Raw genomic sequence first — 18,043 nt, 5'->3', positions numbered from 1 at the left:
CATCCGGACCATAGGTGTTGCTGTCTCGCAATGATTTCGATAGTCTACCAATTAATTGCGAAAACATGACAATGCGCGGCACGCTTCATCAGCATTACCGTCACTTCAATCCTGACAGTCTGGACCGTCCGATCGTAGCGGGGATGGTGGATACGCAGGAGAAAGAGGATGAGCTGCCCGTCCACACCCATCGCAAGGGACAGCTCGTCCTCGCGCAGCGTGGTGGGGTGACCTGTGAGGTGCCGAGCGGGCTATGGATGGTCCCGCCGCGCTGTGGTGTCTGGATCCCTGGCGGCATGCCGCACAGCAATCGGGTCACTGCCAATGCCAGCCTGCTCTTTCTCTATGTGGATATGGAAGCAGCAAACGTGCCGCAGGAATGCTGCACCCTGTCGATTACGCCGCTGCTGCATGAATTGATCTACCGCATGGCGACGTTGCCGCCGCTTTATAATCCGCAGGGGCCCACGGCACAGATCGCAATGGTGCTCCTGAACGAGCTGATCGCCATGCCGACCGAAAGGCTGCACCTTCCGATTACGCGCCATTCGAAACTGCGCTTTATTGCCGATTCCTTGATGGACAATCCGGCCGACCGCCGGACCGTGGCGGAATGGGCGGAAGCTGCGGCGCTCGGCGAGCGGACGCTGATGCGTCTCGTGGTTACCGAAACGGGCATGACCTTCAGTCGCTGGCGTCAGCAACTTCAGATCATCGTTGCCATCCAGAAACTGTCTGCCGGAGAAACGGTTCAGTCGGTTTCGGGCGCTTTGGGCTATGAGTCGGTGAGCGCTTTCATCACGATGTTCAAGAAGGCGCTCGGAAAGTCGCCCGCGCGCTATTTCTCTGAGCGCGAGGCCGATCAGACACTACACCTTCGGGTGGATCTGGCTGGTGATGGGCTGCCAGCCCCGCCGGATGCCCCGGGGCGTCTGACGTGATCATCGGGAGACACCGATGGCTGCAATCAGAGCGACTCGTTCCGGATGATCTCGATGCCGAAGCCCGACAATCCCCTGAAGTGATGGGTCGAGGATGTGAGATGACGGATGGATGTGATCCTCAGATCTCGCAGTATCTGGGCTCCCACGCCAATCTCGCGCCATTGCCTGTTGCGATCATCCTCAAGCGAGGAGCCTGGTGCCAACGGCGCCGGGGGGACGCCTGCGGCGCCGTCGCGCAGATAAACGAGGACACCGCTCCCATTGTCTTTGAAGTGCTTCAAAACGACGTTCATCTTCGCCTGTTCATTACCCGAAAACAGATCGCGCAAGATGTTCGGTTTGTAGAAGCGCGTGAGGACGTTGGTGCCGTCGCCCAGATCACCATAAACGTAAGCCACATGGTGGATGGGATCGAACGGAGAGCGATAGGAGTAGCCCTGCAGCGGGCCGATTGGGCTGTCCGCGGTTACGCTCGATACGCGTTCGATCAACGTCTCGCGGGCCTGCCTGAAGCGGATCAGATCAGCGATGGTGACATGTTTCAGTCCGTACCTTTCGGCGAATGCCGCGACCTGCGGCCCCTTCATGACCGAGCCATCGTCATTCATCAGCTCGCTGATCACGCCGATCGGTTCGAGTTTAACTAGTTTGCACAGATCGACGGCGGCTTCGGTGTGGCCTGATCGCAGCAGCACACCTCCCTCTTTCGCGATGAGTGGAAAGATGTGGCCGGGCCGGGAAAAATCGCTGGCGCCAGCGTTGGGATTCGCGAGCGCGCGGCAACATGACGCTCGCTCCTCGGCCGAGATGCCTGTCCCATTATCCGGCCGGTAGTCCACCGATACGGTGAAGGCAGTCGTATGCGCCGAGTCGTTGTTGACGACCATGGGGTCCAGGCGAAGACGCCTTGCGTGGTCGGCCGTAATTGGCGCGCAAACGATTCCCGATGTATGCCGGATGATGAATGCCATCTTTTCGGCCGTACACAGGGACGCGGCAACGACAAGGTCACCCTCACCCTCGCGATCATCATCGTCGGTGACGACGACGATCGAGCCTTCGGCGAAAGCGCGCAATGCCGTGTTGATTGATGCCACCATTGAAAGATCTCACCTGCGACGAAGTTAGAACGATAGCTCTGCGGTCATGCAGATGGATCCGCATATGACACCTGCGAGATAAGTGCGCGCCTCTTCAAGCATGCATCGAGACCTCAAAATGTTTGTCTCGATCGCTTTGTAGTCCTACCACGCTATAGCTGGGGAAACGGGCATCGATGCGACGGGCGCATCGGATCGCGATGAGCTCGCTGCATCATATCGAGGCTTTGTAGTTCGCTCCAAAGAGCGAGATGAGCTGCTGCACACCTTCACAGTAATCGGGTGATTGGTGTCGAGCGGAAGAACGGTCTTGTGGGAAATGCGTTTGAGCACGAGATTGGACCGAATGCTGGAAACACCGGGAATACGCGAAAGCTTGTTGACGATGAGATCCTCAAGATCTTCGATGTCGGACACCATGACGCGGAGCATGTAGTCGCTGTCGCCCGTCATTAGATAGCATTCCATGACCTGCGCAAGGCGATCGATTACCCGTGTAAACGTTTCAAGCGACGTCTGGACCTGCTTTTCGAGCTTGATCTGGATGAATGCGGTCACTCCGATGCCAAGCAACGCAGGATCGAGAACGGCGATTCGGCGGTCGATCACGCCAAGTTTTTCGAGCGTCTTGACGCGTGCGAGACACGGGGACGGTGAAAGATTGACGCGTGACGCGAGTTCGACATTGGTCAAGCTCGCGTTCTGCTGAAGTTCGTTCAGGATCTTGATGTCTATTCTGTCGAGAGAGGTCGTCATCATCGCGTGTCTCCCAAAACTAGCAGTTACGGATCCGGACTCGTCTCTCGCGTTATGGGACGGAGTGACAACCGAATGACAAATGCTAACCTCAGGCGCGCCGATGGAATTTCGACAAAACGCCGACTTGTATCGAAAAACCGTCAAATTTGTTTTTGTGCATTGCGATCAATTAGTTGAATGCTTAGTTCTCAGCCATTTTTTGCATATTCGATGCGCAGTGTAGTTGCTGGCTAGGCGTCGGATGCCTGCGCAAACCTCGAAGTGCCGGTGAGCGGTTAAGCTGATAATCCATCAGCTCTCAGGACCGTGCACGATCTGATACGGTAGAACTTCTCTGATATCAGGATCGATTGACAGTTTGCTTTTGAGAGGGGGACGGCACGCTGCGAGCAATTCACCCGCTCGCAGGTCCGGCATGAGATGCCGATCGGATCGTAGGCAGCCTTGTTGGTGCAGTCGGGCCCGTCCGCATAGATGAAGTTCTGTGCGTAGGAAATCTCGCATCCAAGGGCAATTGCATAGCGTGGACGCGGGGCTTCGAATCCTGCACGCGCTTTTGACAATTCCGCGGCTAGGCATAAGAAGCGGACGCCGTCCGACGTCTCGACGAGCTGTCTGATGATCTGGCTCGGTGTTTTGAAGGCCTAGTGAGCGTTCCAGAGCGGGCAGGCCGCGCCATAGCGCGCGAACTGCAATTTGGCGGCGCTATGGCGCTTGGTGATGTTGCCGGCACGGTCCACGCGCGCAAAGAACACGGGCACACCTTTATGGCCCGGGGCGCTTCAGTGTGGAAAGACGGCGGGCCACTTGCTCCAGGCTGGCGTCGAACCGGATGGCGATCGGTTCGAGATCATGTCGGACGGCCACGACCGCGGGCAGAAAGTGATCGCCTCGGCCCTCGCCGACATCGGCTTCGACGTCGATATGGGGCCGCTATTCGCCACCGCCGACGAAGCCGCGCGTCAGGCCGTCGAAAACGACGTGCATATCCTTGGCCTTTCCTCGCTCGCCGCCGCCCATCTGACGGCGATACCCGAACAGAAGGCTGCGCTGAAGAAGCAGGGCCGCGAGGACATCATGATCATCATCGGCGGCGTGGTGCCCCCGCAGGATTATGACGAGCTCTACAAGGCCGTCGCCGAGGCGATTTATCCACCCGGCACCGTGATCTCGGAAGCGGCGGAGGAACTGTTCCAAAAGCTCAATACGCGGATCGGATACTTTGCTGTCTCCTGATGTCTGCTGCGTTGAGGACAGCCGGATGCCACGCCGCCGGTTTGCAGACGAAGAAGGTTTGAAACATCGCACGGGGCAAGCGAAGGACCCAATTGTCCGGCATATCGCCGCAGCAGCATAAAATGCCGGTGAACGACATGCGATGTGCGCTGTTCAAGCATTAATGCTGGACGGCCAGGGTGACTATCCATCGACGATCGGTTGCAGCGGGCATCGATCAAATGGATTTCAAAAGTGAAACTCAAGCAAGTTTATCTCACAGCGGTCGACCCGGAGCGTCTGGCTTCGTTCTACGAAGGGCTGGGTCTGAAGGTGCGGTTTGCGGACCCGGGAAAGTGGATTCAGTTTGTGAGCGATCCCGCGGCTTTCTGTGTCGCCAGTTCAGCTGAATCGGTGTCGGATCAACTGCAAGATGCCGTTTTGGTGTTTGATGTCGACAATCTGGAAGCTGCAATAGAGAGCGCCGTAGCTGCCGGTGCTCAAGTTGAAGCAATTCGGGACATGGCCAGCCACGGTCGTGCAGTGAAGGTGCGCGACCCGAGCGGCAACGTTATCCAGTTCTACCAGGCGATCAAATAGATCGGACACCCATAGATAAGACGGCGGACACCAACGCCGATCACCATCGACGATATCGGGGCGCATCTTTCACATGAATCTGAGAGTATCATCTATGCAAGCGCCCGGAGCGTCCGCGTCCGAACCGGTATCGCTCGATCCCGCTGAATTCCGCATTGCCATGCGCAATGTACCGGGCGCAGTCTCGATCGTCACGACAGGCCGGATGCCTGACCGGCACGGTCTGACCCTGACAGCTGGCTGTTCTTTATCGACCGAGCCGCCGAGTGTGCTCATCTGCGTCAATCGATCTGCAGGGGCGCATGACACGATCAAAAGCAGTGGCTTATTCTGCTGGAATATCCTGAGCATCGAGCATCTCGGTTTGGCTCTGACCTTTTCGGGCCAAGACGGCAGCAAAGGCGATATCCGCTTCGCAGACGCCTTGTGGCGTGCTCTCAAAACCGGAGCGCCGAGTCTGATAGACGCGATCTGCAGCTTCGATTGCCGGGTTGTAAACGCGCACAGCTCGGGCAGCCACACAATCTTCACGGGCGAGGTCGTGGCTCAGACCACGAGAAAGGGCGGTGAGCCGCTCGTCTATGTGGATGGATCTTTCGCCGCACCGAAAGCGCTTCAGCAATAAGTCGAGCATCGACGCAATACCGATTGCGATACAGCCAGAATGGAGCAAATCGATATGCCTAGAAAGTTTAGTGTCCCCGTCCGGGCTAACCGTGAGCTTTCAGATCAGGCGTATCGCATGATGCGTCGGTCGTGCGAGGCGCGCTGTCATGAGCGAGGCGCTCTCTCTGCAACATGCTTCACCCATCTGCCAGCGGATGCGTGTTGATGCTGTCGCTCTGGCTCAATGTTCTCGCCGGCGGGGTGCTCATCGGCCTGGTTTACGGACTTGTTGCACTGGGCCTCACCATCATTTTCGGTGTCATGCGCGTCGTCAATTTCGCGCATGGAGAAATGGTGGTCTTTGGGGTCTATATTGGATACTGGACCGTTCGCATCTGGGACATCCCGATCATAGCAGCCGCTGCCATTGCCGCGGTGGTCATGTTCCTGTTTGGATATTTCCTGGAGGTTCTGGTCGTGAAGCGGTTCGTCAATCGACCGCACCACTACCAGTTCATCGTCTTCATCGGCCTGTCGCTTCTTTTCAGCGGCGTGCTTCTGGTCTCGTTTGGTCCTGATCCGCGGCCGACGGCTTCGCAGCTGTCGTTCCAGACCGTTGCGGTGGGGCCGCTCACGCTGGATTGGGCGCGGATTCAGGCGGCGGCTACAGCTGGCTTCCTCATCGCTGCTCTCAGCGCCTACCTGAAGTATTCTGCATTCGGCCGATCCCTTCGTGCCGCTGCGAATAATCGCTTGGGCGGGATGGTCGTCGGCTTGAATATCCCGCGCGTCTACGCCGTGACCTTCGGCATCGGCTCCGCTTGTGCCGGAGTCGCCGGTGCGCTGATCTCACCCTTGTTCGACGCGCAGCCCTATCTCGCTGTCGACTTTACACTTCTGGCCTTCGTGACGGTGATCGTCGGCGGTCTCGGCAGTTTCGGAGGCGCTCTTCTGGGCGGTCTTACGATCGGGGTGGCCGAAGCGATCGCGGCGTTGATGTTCACGCCGTCGATGAAGACGGCGCTCCCGTATGCACTCTTGATTATCATTTTGATTCTCCGTCCGAGAGGTTTCTTCGGTGCAAAAGAAGTTTGATCAGACCGGCGATCTGAAACGATGGGGTGCCGGCGTTCTGGTTTTCGTCATCCTTGCGATGGTGGGTTGCACGTCCAACGCTTATGTCATTTCGCTCCTGACGGTCGTCCTGCTGTTCACATTCATGGGACAATCCTGGAACCTCATGCTCGGGATCGGTGGCCAGCTATCCATCGGTCACGCGCTGTTTGTCGGAATTGGCGCGTATGCCGTGGCCATCCTGAACATCAAGTACGGAATCTCACCATGGGTCGGGTTGATCCTGGGGGCGGCCATCGCCGGTCTTGTCGGTGCCGTGCTCGCGTGGCTCAGCTTCCGGTTCGAGGTCCACGGCATTTACTTCGCGCTGCTCACGATCGCCGCCGCTGAATTCGCCCGGATCATGTTCGGCGGATGGGACTATGTGGGGGGAATGCAGGGAATGTTCTTTCAGGCGCCGACAGGTTCGATGGACATCGTCATGCTGCGGGGCGATGCGCGGTTCTATTACTTCGTTGCCCTCGCGCTCGCGGCCATTGGCGTCGCGGGAACCGAAATGATCTCGCGATCCTATCTGGGTTACGTCTGGCGCGCGATGAGGGACGATGACGATGCGGCGCGCGCGCTCGGGGTCCAGACCTTTCGCCACAAGATTTTGGTGATCTCGATATCGGCCGCAACGGCGGCGATCGGCGGTGGCGTGCTGGGCCTCGTGCAGGGCGCGATCTTTCCAGACTCGATCATGGGGATGGGAATTTCGGTTGATGTGCTCATCGGCCCCGTGGTGGGTGGATTGGGCACTGCTTTCGGTCCGCTGATCGGCTCGATGGCCTCCATACCGCTGCACCATGCCATGGGCGCTCTCGGGGACAGCCTCGGAATTCCGGGATTGAACAGCATCGCATATGGGGCCGTACTGATCCTAGTCGTATGGTTCCTGCCGGACGGCATCTGGCCGGCCATCGTCCGCCTTTATGGGGCGATCCAGTTCCCGGCGCGTGTTCGACTGTCACAACTGCGGAAGGTCGAAGAATGACCGCGTTGCTCGAAGTGAAGAACCTGACCAAGTCCTTCCAGGGACTGGTCGCCGTCAACGATGTCAATTTCTCGCTGGCGGCGAGCCGCATCACCGCCCTGATCGGCCCAAATGGCGCGGGCAAGACTACGTGCTTCAATCTCGTTGCAGGTGCATTGAGCCCCACCCGCGGACAGGTGCTGTTTGAGGGGTGTTCGATCGAGCGGACGCCGCCTGAAAAGGTCTGTCGCATGGGCATTGCGCGGACCTTCCAAATCGTGCGGCCGATGAGGGACATGTCGGTGCTGGAGAATGCGATGGTGGGGGCGTTCACTTGGACGACAAATGTCAAGGAGGCGCGATCCAAAGCCTATGAGTCCCTGGAAGGCGTCGGCCTTGCTGGCAAGGCGAATGCGCGCACCGATCAATTGACGCTGCCCGATCGCAAGATGTTGGAGATGGCCAAGGCGTTGTCGACGCGCCCCAAATTACTGCTCCTCGATGAAGTGATGGCGGGGCTACGGCCGACCGAGGCGGCCGGCGTGGTCGGCGTGTTGCAAAAGCTCGCGGAAGGCGGGCTGACGATCCTGCTGGTCGAGCATGTGATGCGGATCGTGATGGAGGTGGCCTCGACGGTCGTGGTGCTGCATCACGGCGCCAAGATTGCCGAAGGCAAGCCGTCGGACGTTGTCGCCGATCCGCGAGTGCTAGAAAGTTATCTAGGGGCAGGTTTCCATGCTTGACGATGCTCTTCTTGCCATCGATGACCTTTGTGTCGCTTATGATGGCTCCAATGCCCTGAACGGCGTGTCGCTCCGAATTCGCAAAGGCGAACTGATCTGCGTCGTCGGCGCGAATGGCGCTGGCAAGACGTCTCTCATCCGGTCGATTGCAGGCATTGTCCAGTCGTCGAGTGGCTCCGTCCGGATGAAAGGGGTCGATATCACGCGGCTGCCACCTTGGGAGATCTGCGAAATGGGCATCGCCCAAGTCGCCGAAGGCCGCCAGATATTCAGCGCCCTCTCCGTCGAGGACAATCTGCTCATCGGAGGCTCGCTCAAGCGGGCAAGAGACGATCAGATGGGCACGCTTGAATTCGTCTATCAGCTGTTCGAGCGGCTTCGTGAGCGCCGCCGCCAATTGGCCGGAACGCTGTCCGGGGGCGAACAACAGATGCTGGCGATCGGCCGAGCGATCATGTCGAAACCGGAAGTCGTGATGTTCGACGAGCCGTCGATCGGGTTGTCGCCCGCACTCACCGACGTGATGTTCGGAGTTGTCAAATCGCTGAACGACCAGGGCATCACGGTCCTCCTCGTCGAGCAGAATGTAGCGAAATCGCTGGCATTGAGCAGCCGCGGCTATGTCCTCGAGAACGGGTCCGTGGTGCTTCACGGATCGAGCGGTGAACTGCTTGAGAACCCAGATGTCCAGCGCGCTTATCTGGGATTGTAAGGCGCGACGAGCCGGCGAGCTGTGGGTGAAGAAGACAGACAAGTCTCGTCATTACACCCGTCGGTCCGCTGTCGGCGGCCTACCTGTCGTATCCTGCTGAGGTTCCCATCATGAGTACTGACAACTCCCTTTTGATAGAGCGCGATCATGACCTGGTCACGATCACGATGAACAGACCGCCGGCCAATGCTTTGAATTCGCAACTCATCGCCTTGTTGCTGAAAACTATCAAGCGGTTCGCAGAGGACGAGCATCCTCCTGGAATCGTGCTCACCGGGAGCGGAGTTCGCTTCTTCAGCGCCGGCGGTGACATCAAGGAAGTGGCAGGGATCGAGATCGCGAGGCCGCGCATCCGGCTCTTCCACGAACTGCTTGTGATGATGGAGAGATATCCGGGCCCGATCGTCTGCGCGGTCCGCGGCTACGCGGTCGGAGGGGCTTTGGAATTTCTTCTGCATGCGGACTACGTCGTCGTCGACGACGCGTGCAAGATTGGATTTCCCGAAATCAATCATGGTCTCCTGCCCGTGACAAAAGGTATGCGCCGGGCTGCCGAAAAACTCGGCGTGAGGGCGGCACAGGAGCTTCTGTATTGGGGCGATCTCGTTGACGCGACGCGAGCCAAGGCGATTGGCGCAGTCAATGAAGTCGTTCGGACCGAAGAGGTGGAGCCGCGTGCGACGAAGGTCTGTCGGACATTGCGGCAAAAGGACCGAAAGCTGTTCGATGCGATCAAGCGATCACTCAATCTTACGGCCCAAATGGATGATCGTGCGCTTGAGGACATGACCGTCGCTGACCTCGGTGCCTATGTCACGGCAGAAAGTTCGGCAGATGCACGGGCGCGGTTCCTTTCCAAGAGCAATAAGGGCTGAACCGATGGCACGTGGATATCCCAGTCAGATCCATCTGGAGCAAATGAGCTTCGAAGACGTCGCCGCGGCTCTGGCTGCGGGATGCACAGCGGTGGTGATCCCGCTGGGCGCCATCGAGCAACATGGGCCGCACCTGGCGCTGAGCATGGATGCAGATCATGCCGAAGCTTTGGCTGAGCGCGTCGCCCGGATCTGCGGCAGGACTCTGGTTACGCCGACGATCAAGACGGGCTGCTCCGCGCACCATCTGCCGTTCCCAGGTACCATATCTCTCCGCCCTGAAACGCTGGAGGCGATCTGCACCGACTACTGCACGAGTCTCGCCGGGCATGGCTTCAAACGGCTGCTGATGTTCTCCGGTCATATCGGCAACTTTCCGGTCATCAAAGCAATGCTCGCGCGCTTGCGCGCTTCAGTACCGTCCGATGTCGAGATCATTGCGTTCACGAACTCGACCCGGTGGATCGACACCTGGCGCCATGCGGTGAGAGATGCGGGCGGTGATTCCCTCGCCGTCGGCGGACATGCCGATATCGCCGAAACGTCGCTCATGATGGCGATCCGCCCGGAGAGCGTGAGACATGATCGGTTCGAAGTCGGACATCTCGGCGCTTTGACGGAGCAGCAGCTCGAATTGATGTGGAAGAATGGAATTCGATCGGTGTCCTGGAACGGCATTATCGGAAGCCCAATCGGCGCGAGCCGCGAAATTGGTGAGGCATGCCTTGCCGCGGTCGCAGATCTCCTGGTCGACACGTTCAAGGAGCAGGAAAGGTCGATCGGCTCCTGACGGCATAATATTTGGAAAGACTTGCGGTACACCACAGCATTCAAACGAAAATGTCGCTGCGCGTATGAAACTCTGTGCCATCTCGAAATCTAAAAGGATCTTGAAATGGCACTTACATTTGGGTTCTGGTCTGAGCAGGAAACCCAGGTCGGCCACAGCTACTCGCGCAGACTCCACGAACTGGTGGATGAGGTGCGTCTGGCAGAAAAGGTTGGCTTCGATTGCGTGGCGCTCTCGGAGCAGCATGTAGCTCTGGGCGGCATATCGAGCTCCGCTCCCGAGGTCGTATTCGGCTATCTCGCCGCGGTGACATCTCGGGTCAAGCTGCGCGCCGCGGTGACGCTGATGCCCCAGCGCATCAATCATGCCTTACGGTCGGCGGAACGTCTCGCGGTCACCGACATCCTGTCGCATGGTCGCATGGAATTCTACGGCGGCCGCGCCAACACAACGATCGCGATGCGGGCTTTCAACGTTGATCCGAACGAAACGCTGGCGCAGATGGAAGAGGGGCTGGCACTTCTCAAGAAGTCGATGCGCGAAGACATCTTCACCTTCGAAGGAAAGTATTATCAGATCCCGCCGCGTCAGCTGGTTCCGAAGCCGTTGCAGAAGCCGCACCCGGTCATCGGCATCGCCGCAACGAGCGAGCGTAGTCATGTCTGGGCGGGGTCTCAGGGCTTCGCCGTGATGAGCAGCAACATCTATCAGGGCTGGGAAGTTCAGCAGAAGCTGATCAACACCTACCGGTCCAACTGGAAGCGCGACGAGGATGGGCCGCTGCAACGCTCCCGCATCGGCATTCCCTTGTTCATCGGCATCGGCAAGACCGACGAGCAGGCCAAGGCGGACTATGCCGGTCCGCTCATGCATTACGCGAAGATCTCAACCGATGCCTATCCGCGTCTCGCCAAGATTGCCGATGACTACAAGTATATGAACGAGAGCGTACCATCTATGGAACGCGCGGCGAACGATTGGGACTATCTAGCCAACGAGTCGGCCACGACGGTCTGCGGCAGCCCCGATACCGTTATCCGTCAGCTCGAAAAATACGAGGCGATGGGTGCTGACGAAATCCTGCTGCACATGGACTCGGTGCCGCACGAAAAGATCATGGAAGCGATCGATATGGTCGGCCGCTATGTCATTCCGCACTTCAACGACCGCAACAATGTGGTGCGGCCTACCGAAGAAATTCTTGGAAAGATCCGCTTGATGCGGCCGCAAAACTGATCGAATGGAGAGATTGATGTCGCAGTACGATTACAAGTACCTGATCGTCGAAAAGCGCGCTACCGGCGTCGCAATCGTAACGATGAACCGCCCAGAGATACTCAATGCGATCAACTGGGACATGCATGAGGAGCTGGAAGACGTCTTCGTCAAGCTGGACCACGACAAGTCCGTCAATGCCATCGTTCTGACGGGCGCGGGACGCGGATTCTGCTCGGGTGGAGACCAGAAGTCGCTGGATAACGGCGTGCTTCCGTCGCCGACCCGCAGCGGACGCCACCTCATTCGCAACATGCTCGAAGTGGAAGTTCCGATCGTGGCCGCTGTCAACGGCGTCGCAGTTGGCCTCGGTGCCACGCTCGCGCTGTTCTGCGACGTGATCTATGCGAGCCCGACCGCGAGATTCGCCGATACCCATGTCAATGCCGGCGTGGTCGCGGGTGATGGCGGTGCCGTCATCTGGCCGCTCTTGATCGGGCCGGTGCGTGCGAAGCACTACCTGATGACCGGCGAATTCATCTCAGCCGAGAAGGCCGCGGCCATGGGTATGATCAACGAAGTGATTGCGGACAAGAATGTCCTCGACGCCGCGATCGAATATGCTGAACTGCTGGCCAGCGGTCCGAAAGAGTCAATCGTCTGGACGAAATACAGCGTCAACAAGATCATCAAGCAATATACCCATCTGCTGCTCGACACCTCGGCCGCATTGGAGATGTTGACCTTCGCGTCGCCCGAGCGGGCGGAGGCGGTTGCTGCGTTCGCGGCGAAACGCAAGCGTTTCGCGGAGCGATGAGATGGATCTCGCTGCGGTAACTTCCGGCGCTCAGCTGGCCGAATCGACTGTTGCGCAGCTGTTCGCTGCACGACTTGCGGAGCGTCCCGGCGAGATTGCCTATCATCAAAAACGTCACGGAGCATGGACCGGCGTGACATGGGGCGTCTATGCGCAGCGCGTAGTCAATCTGGCCAGCGCGCTGCAGCGCGCTGGATTGCAGCGTGGCGACCGGGTCGCGATCATGGGCGATTCGTCGCAGGAATGGTTGATCGCAGATATGGCGATCATGTGCGCCGGTGGCGTCATGGTCGGAGTCTACTTCACCTCGTCGCCTGAAGAAGTAGCTTATTGCTTCAGCGATTCCGGAGCAAAATTCGCATTTGTCGGCGGCGAGCAACAACTGCGTGTGGTGCTTGCTTCCGGCCAGGCCGAGCGGCTCGGCGGCATCATCGTGCTCGACCCCGAATGGAAGCGTAATCCGGCCGCCTCGGCAAAAGCTCTAGCCGATTTCGTAGGCGCGAAGAAAGTCGAACCCGCCACATATCTGCAGAAGGAGATCGCAGCGGCCAAGACGTCCGATCTCGTCAGCATCGGATATACGTCCGGGACGACCGGGAATCCGAAGGGTGCGATGCTGACGCATCTCTCCATTCTCGCTGGCGCCCATTGCGTCACCGTATTCGGGCCAAGCATGCGGAACGATGAGCATCGCGTGGTGGTGCATCTGCCGATGTCGCATACTGTGGCGCGCGGACAGGCAACGGTACTGCCGCTCGTTGCCAATGTCGTTCCTTATTTCGGGGAGACGACAGCGGACTTCGCTCAAACGATCAAAGAGGTAAAGCCGACCTATTACATGGCACCGCCGCGCTTCTATCAGCGATTCGCAACGCAGATCCTCAGCAAGGCGCACGCCGCCACCGAAGCCGGAGATCAGCGATACGCGCTTGCCATGTCTATTGCGCGCAAAGCGTTGGAGGATCGTCAAGGCGTTAACGCGCTCGATCCCTTCGTGTCCAGATTATTCGCGATCTGCCGTGAACAGGTCTTCCTGCCGCTGCTCGCGGAGGTCGGCTTTGACGAGCTGAAAGTCGCATTCACTTCGTCGGCGGCCATGCCGTCTGAACTGATGTCGCTTTGGCAGCTGTGGGGATTGCAGTTGAAGGAATGCTACGGACAGACCGAGCTGGTCGGTGCCAATCTCGTCCAGATGGCTGAATGGCCCAAGTCGGGGAATGTCGGAGTTCCGTTGCCCGACGCGGCCTGGGAAACCGCGGTGCTCGAAGACGGCGAGATGATCGTTCGAGGGCCGGGTCTTTTCATCGGCTATTGGAATAAGCCCGAAGAGACCAAGTCGGCGCTGCGCGACGGCTGGCTCTACACTGGCGACATCGTCGAGGTGTCGCCAGATGGGATCTTTAAACTGGTCGATCGGAAGAAGGAGATCATCAATACGTCGAACGGCAAATCGATCAGCCCGACCCAGATCGAAAATGAGATCAGGCACAGCCCGTTCATCTCCGAGGCGGCTGTCATCGGCGAGGGGCGAAAATATCTCACAGCATTGATCGAGGTGGATGCGACTGCGACCATGGACTGGGTGAAGTCGCGCGACATCAAGATCGAGAAATACTCGGACCTGGCGGCGTCCGAAATCGTGCACCGATTGATCGAAGCGGAAATCGGCAAAGCGAACGGAAGGCTGGCGCGGGCCGAGCAGATCAAGGCGTTCCGGATTCTGCCGGAGGAACTGTCGCCCGAAAACGGCGTGATGACGCCGACTCGTAAGAAACGCCGCAAGCAATTGCATGAGCGATACCAGTCCCTGATCAATTCTCTCTATGACGAAACCGAAGAAAGTCTGATCAGGGCGGAAATGGGTCTTTGACGTCAACGTGGGGGCAAGCGTGGACGCGTCGATGGACGCCCCCCAGGACCAAGCGGGCGTCGATATAAAGGTGTCGGGACCCGCGATTTTCAAGCGCAGTAAGCTATCGAGTCGAAGCAAATCTTTCTCATTCAGAAACAGGACATTCATATGACCAAGCGAGATGGGATCACACGGCGGACGATCGTAGGAAGCGGATTTGGCATTGCGACCGGCCTGATGTCCTGGCCGTCCGTCGCGGCGACACCGAAAGTGAAGATCGGGGCGATCATGCCCAGCAGCGGCGTGCTCGCCTTTCCAGGCCAGGCCTGTGTTCGGGGAATTGATCTCGGTGCGAAATTTGCGCGCGAAAAATACGGGCTCGACATCGAGATCGTTCATGCCGATACGCAGAGCCGTCCCGAGAATGGTCGAATCGCTGCGGAGAGCCTCATTCGGCAGGGCTGCACCGTGCTGATCGGCGCGTGGGATTCCGGTGCCACCATATCGGCACTCCAGGCATGCGAAGCCGCCAAGGTGCCGATGGTCGTTCACATCGCCAGCGCAACCCAGGTGACTTCACAGGGATTCACCCAGGTCTTCCGTTACTACCCGACCTCGCTCACCATCGTCCGGCAATCGTTGGTAGAGCTGAAATCCGTGCTCGGCACCTTGAAAGATCCGCCGACCAGTGCAGCCATCCTCCATCTCAACAACACGATGGGGCAATCGACGGCCGCGAGCATTGATCAGGCGTGGAAAGAGGTGAACGTTCCGCTCAAGATCGCGCAATATGTTGCCTATGACGAGAAGGCCAAAGACCTCTCTGTCGAAGTTGCCAAGGCCAAGGCATCGGGTGCCGATGCGTTGATCTCGGTCACACGCGTCAACGATGCGATCATGATCGCGCGCGAATGCATCAAGCAGGGCTGGGATCCCAAGATGGTGTTCTCGCCCAATTCCAACGGCGTGTCGGATAAGGCCTATCACGATGCGCTCGGAAAATATGGCAACGGTCCCATCCTGTCGGCGCTCTGGCTCAATCCGAAAGGGGCCGATTCCGAGAAAATCAAGAAAATGTTCGTCACGGACTATCCCAGTGACTGGTTCGATGCGAATGCGGGCTGCGCCTTCGAAGCCGTACAGATCGTGGGCGATGCCGTGAAGCGAGTGACGTCGTCGGAATCGGCGGCGATTCACAGCGCGCTCAAGGCAACCGACATGAAGCCGGTGCTGATGTATGGCGACAACACGAAGTTCGACGAGACTGGTCAGAACATCAACTGTTCGATGGTGATGCTGCAAGGACTGCAAGGCAGGCCACGTGTGGTGGCGCCGAAAGCCATCGCGGAAGCATCACTCGAATATCCGCTGATGCCGTACAGCAAGCGATAACTAACAGCGCCTCTGCACGCGGCCTCATAGAGATACCGTGAGGCCGGGCACGCCCGTGGTCAGCGAATGCGAGGCAGCCGGGGCTACGGCAAGGTCTCCGGATCAATGAGGCGCAGCCGCTCGGCAAGGAAACGCCGGGGGCTCTTTCCCATGGTTTTCTTGAACATCGTAATGAAGGCGCTGGGCGACTCATAGCCAAGATCCAAGGACACCGCCTGCACCGAACTGCCGGCCGTGAGGCGCTGCATCGCGACAAGGATGTGCAATCGCTGGCGCCAGCGCCCGAACGTCATTCCCGTTTCCTTGGCCACGAGGCGGGCGAATGTGCTTTCGCTCATCGCATATCGCGCGGCCAGCTCATCCATGGTGCTGCGATCGCCGGGATTCTGCAGCAAGGCTGCTGCGAGATGCTGAAGCCGGCTGTCAGCGGAGATCGGAAGGTACATTTCTTCCGTTGTCGACATCTGAACGAGTTCGTCGAGCAAGACCCGGCCGAGACGGCTGGTCGGCCCCTCCGGCGGATAGAGCGGCGGGAAAACGGAGAGGCGATGGATCAGTTCGCGTACCAGCGACGTGATCATGAGTGTGCAGCAGGTGCGCGGCAACATGCTGACTTGCGGATCGATGAACACCGTGTAGATGCGGCCGAAGTCGGCCACGCAGTTGCTGTGAAGAATGCCGGCGGGTATCCAGACGGCGCCTTGCGGGGGGACGATCCATAAGCCGCCAGGCGCCCTGCACATGACCGAGCCGTGCGATGCGACGACCAGTTGGCCCTTCTTGTGTGAATGCAGCGGAAGATCATCATTGTCCTCACTCGTTTCAATGCAAAACGAAGTGATCGGACGATCAAACTGATCCGGATCGACCGGATCATAATTGATCCGCAGATCGGGCAGATCCATGCGGGCAAAATCAGGATCATACTGGGGATCGGGCGCAATTCGCATTGTGTCAACTCGTCGACGCTGTCTGGTCCTGGGCGCGGCCTTGCCGCTCGACGATAGCCTTTTCGAGAGGTGAGGTCACCGAAAACTGTGAGGCGTGAATTCTGCGGAAAAATGTCGACGTTGCAATTCGGCGTAGTACTTGGTCAACAGCAGAGAATGCGGAATGAGGCATCCGGCGTCCGTATCCGGTCGAACGCGCTGCTTTGCTGCTGTCGAGCAGGCGGCTTGGACCGGTGAATGGCGAGACGTCGAAGACGCGCTCGTCTGGCGTTTCCTTGCGAGCCAACCCACCTTGAAGTCTGACGCATCTCAGATCTGGCTCGATCTAGCCAGAATGTCATATCCATTCCGCTGTCCATGCGTTGGCGGCACACATTGCTTGTCGCCCTGATCCATCGCGAAGACCTGAAACCGCTAGCTATGGAGAATGACCAGAAGTTGACGCCGAACATGGACGATAAATTTCCTATCTGCGCCACGAGATGTCTGTAAAATTCGCGATTGGCTACCGCCTTCGATCAGAGGGGCGTGCTTGCTCAGTCAGAGCTGCTCGCGTTACGCCGCACCGTCGTCGGGTATGTTCAGCAAACCTCCGCACGCTTTGCAGTGGGCCGCATCGCGGTCGTGGCGCTGAAGCCCGCAAGCCGGACATTTGAACCGCACCTTGCTTGGGTTGAACAGCACGCGTGCTAGATTCAGAAACAGCGTCACGCCGAAAATCATGATCGCCACGGTGATCAGGCGGCCTATGGTGCCCGGCAGTGTGATGTCGCCGAATCCGGTGGTGGTCAGCGCGGTGACCGTAAAATACAGCGCGTCCGCATAGTTGGCGATGTGCGGATTGGTATGGCGCTGGGTCTCGTAGACGACACCGGTCATCACAAAGATGAACACCGACAGATTGGCCAGCGCGGACAGCACCTCTTCGTGACGACGAAACAGCGCGCTGTCGCGGCGCAGATGTTCGAGCACACGAAACGTGCGTAGCATACGCAGCGTTCGCAGCACGCGCAGAAAACCGGCGGCTTCCCCGCTTGCGGATGCCAGTAGTGATCCGATCGCGGCGACATCGGTCCAAGTCGTCAGTCGCGTCAATTCGTGCAACGGGCGCCGGATTGCGACGAAGCGCGCAATGAACTCGATGAGGAAGATCGCGCCGAAAGTGAGGTCGAGCACGCGCGTGGTCTCACCGCGCGGCAAGAACGAGGTCGCGATGATGAACAGCAGAGAGACGAAGTCGAATGCCAACAGTCCATAAAGGAACCAGCGTGTCTGCGCGCTGTGCCCCTCGTAGAGTTGCCGTAGGCGAAGGCGAAACCGGCGAAATGGCGATGTCGGCGCGGGTATGTCGCCCGCTCGAGGAATGCTCATCGCGTCACTTTGA

17 protein-coding genes and 2 pseudogenes are annotated in these 18,043 nt (G+C 58.6%); 14 read left to right on the top strand and 5 right to left on the bottom strand.

The genetic code is table 11. The annotated features are described in order from the left end of the window. The first annotated feature begins 71 nt into the window (after positions 1-71). Complete coding sequence (locus AB8B20_RS13480; RefSeq protein ID WP_439072868.1) at positions 72-941, top strand: AraC family transcriptional regulator; 870 nt, start codon at positions 72-74, stop codon at positions 939-941. A gap of 26 nt (positions 942-967) precedes the next feature. Here AB8B20_RS13480 and ribB read toward each other — a convergent pair whose 3' ends face one another. The 3 genes and pseudogenes from ribB to AB8B20_RS13465 all read right to left on the bottom strand — a co-directional run. Continuing rightward, positions 968-2,044 (bottom strand): 3,4-dihydroxy-2-butanone-4-phosphate synthase, encoded by a 1,077-nt coding sequence (gene ribB / locus AB8B20_RS13475; RefSeq protein WP_439072867.1) that lies wholly within the window; start codon positions 2,042-2,044, stop codon positions 968-970. A gap of 144 nt (positions 2,045-2,188) precedes the next feature. Then, on the bottom strand, positions 2,189-2,737 hold the full coding sequence (locus tag AB8B20_RS13470) for an Lrp/AsnC family transcriptional regulator (protein WP_244558456.1): 549 nt from the start codon (positions 2,735-2,737) through the stop codon (positions 2,189-2,191). A 357-nt stretch (positions 2,738-3,094) separates the two neighbouring features. Continuing rightward, positions 3,095-3,685: pseudogene (locus AB8B20_RS13465) on the bottom strand (helix-turn-helix domain-containing protein); the annotation flags it as partial. Between AB8B20_RS13465 and AB8B20_RS13460 the strand changes: the two are divergent. The 13 genes and pseudogenes from AB8B20_RS13460 to AB8B20_RS13400 all read left to right on the top strand — a co-directional run. Beyond that, positions 3,659-4,039, top strand: a pseudogene (locus tag AB8B20_RS13460) (cobalamin-dependent protein); the annotation flags it as partial. The pseudogenes AB8B20_RS13465 and AB8B20_RS13460 overlap by 27 nt on opposite strands. Positions 4,040-4,273: 234 nt before the next feature. Beyond that, entirely contained in the window at positions 4,274-4,618 is a 345-nt protein-coding gene (locus AB8B20_RS13455) for a VOC family protein (protein WP_439072866.1), read from the top strand. A gap of 94 nt (positions 4,619-4,712) precedes the next feature. Then, complete coding sequence (locus AB8B20_RS13450; protein ID WP_439072865.1) at positions 4,713-5,243, top strand: flavin reductase family protein; 531 nt, start codon at positions 4,713-4,715, stop codon at positions 5,241-5,243. 206 nt (positions 5,244-5,449) lie between these two features. After that, on the top strand, positions 5,450-6,319 hold the full coding sequence (locus AB8B20_RS13445; RefSeq protein ID WP_089266151.1) for a branched-chain amino acid ABC transporter permease: 870 nt from the start codon (positions 5,450-5,452) through the stop codon (positions 6,317-6,319). Continuing rightward, positions 6,303-7,334, top strand: a complete 1,032-nt coding sequence (locus AB8B20_RS13440) for a branched-chain amino acid ABC transporter permease (RefSeq protein WP_439072864.1) — start codon at positions 6,303-6,305, stop codon at positions 7,332-7,334. Before AB8B20_RS13445 ends, AB8B20_RS13440 begins: the two co-directional genes overlap by 17 nt. After that, entirely contained in the window at positions 7,331-8,056 is a 726-nt protein-coding gene (locus AB8B20_RS13435; protein WP_089266152.1) for an ABC transporter ATP-binding protein, read from the top strand. Before AB8B20_RS13440 ends, AB8B20_RS13435 begins: the two co-directional genes overlap by 4 nt. Beyond that, the gene (locus tag AB8B20_RS13430) at positions 8,049-8,768 is read left to right on the top strand and encodes an ABC transporter ATP-binding protein (RefSeq protein ID WP_089266153.1); all 720 of its coding nucleotides are present in this window, start codon (positions 8,049-8,051) and stop codon (positions 8,766-8,768) included. The genes AB8B20_RS13435 and AB8B20_RS13430 overlap by 8 nt, the downstream gene beginning before the upstream one ends. A 110-nt stretch (positions 8,769-8,878) precedes the next feature. Beyond that, positions 8,879-9,643 (top strand): enoyl-CoA hydratase/isomerase family protein, encoded by a 765-nt coding sequence (locus tag AB8B20_RS13425; protein WP_439072863.1) that lies wholly within the window; start codon positions 8,879-8,881, stop codon positions 9,641-9,643. 43 nt (positions 9,644-9,686) lie between these two features. Next, the gene (locus AB8B20_RS13420) at positions 9,687-10,433 is read left to right on the top strand and encodes a creatininase family protein (protein WP_439072862.1); all 747 of its coding nucleotides are present in this window, start codon (positions 9,687-9,689) and stop codon (positions 10,431-10,433) included. Between the two features lie 105 nt (positions 10,434-10,538). Beyond that, positions 10,539-11,669 carry an LLM class flavin-dependent oxidoreductase gene (locus tag AB8B20_RS13415; protein ID WP_439072861.1) on the top strand — a complete coding sequence of 377 codons (1,131 nt, stop codon included), beginning with the start codon at positions 10,539-10,541 and terminating at the stop codon, positions 11,667-11,669. Between the two features lie 16 nt (positions 11,670-11,685). After that, complete coding sequence (locus AB8B20_RS13410) at positions 11,686-12,465, top strand: enoyl-CoA hydratase/isomerase family protein (protein ID WP_439072860.1); 780 nt, start codon at positions 11,686-11,688, stop codon at positions 12,463-12,465. 1 nt (position 12,466) lies between these two features. Then, positions 12,467-14,335 carry an AMP-dependent synthetase/ligase gene (locus tag AB8B20_RS13405; protein ID WP_439072859.1) on the top strand — a complete coding sequence of 623 codons (1,869 nt, stop codon included), beginning with the start codon at positions 12,467-12,469 and terminating at the stop codon, positions 14,333-14,335. 150 nt (positions 14,336-14,485) lie between these two features. After that, positions 14,486-15,709, top strand: coding sequence for an ABC transporter substrate-binding protein (locus AB8B20_RS13400; RefSeq protein ID WP_439072858.1), 1,224 nt, complete (start codon positions 14,486-14,488; stop codon positions 15,707-15,709). Between the two features lie 83 nt (positions 15,710-15,792). On the opposite strand, the gene AB8B20_RS13395 is transcribed toward AB8B20_RS13400, so the two are convergent. After that, on the bottom strand, positions 15,793-16,659 hold the full coding sequence (locus AB8B20_RS13395; RefSeq protein ID WP_439072857.1) for a helix-turn-helix domain-containing protein: 867 nt from the start codon (positions 16,657-16,659) through the stop codon (positions 15,793-15,795). A gap of 555 nt (positions 16,660-17,214) precedes the next feature. Beyond that, complete coding sequence (locus AB8B20_RS13390) at positions 17,215-18,030, bottom strand: ion transporter (RefSeq protein ID WP_439072856.1); 816 nt, start codon at positions 18,028-18,030, stop codon at positions 17,215-17,217. Positions 18,031-18,043 lie beyond the last annotated feature (13 nt).

The organism is Tardiphaga sp. 866_E4_N1_4 (assembly GCF_052076075.1).
In the GTDB taxonomy this organism is placed as follows: domain Bacteria; phylum Pseudomonadota; class Alphaproteobacteria; order Rhizobiales; family Xanthobacteraceae; genus Tardiphaga; species Tardiphaga robiniae.
This window is presented reverse-complemented; position numbering and strand designations above follow the sequence as displayed.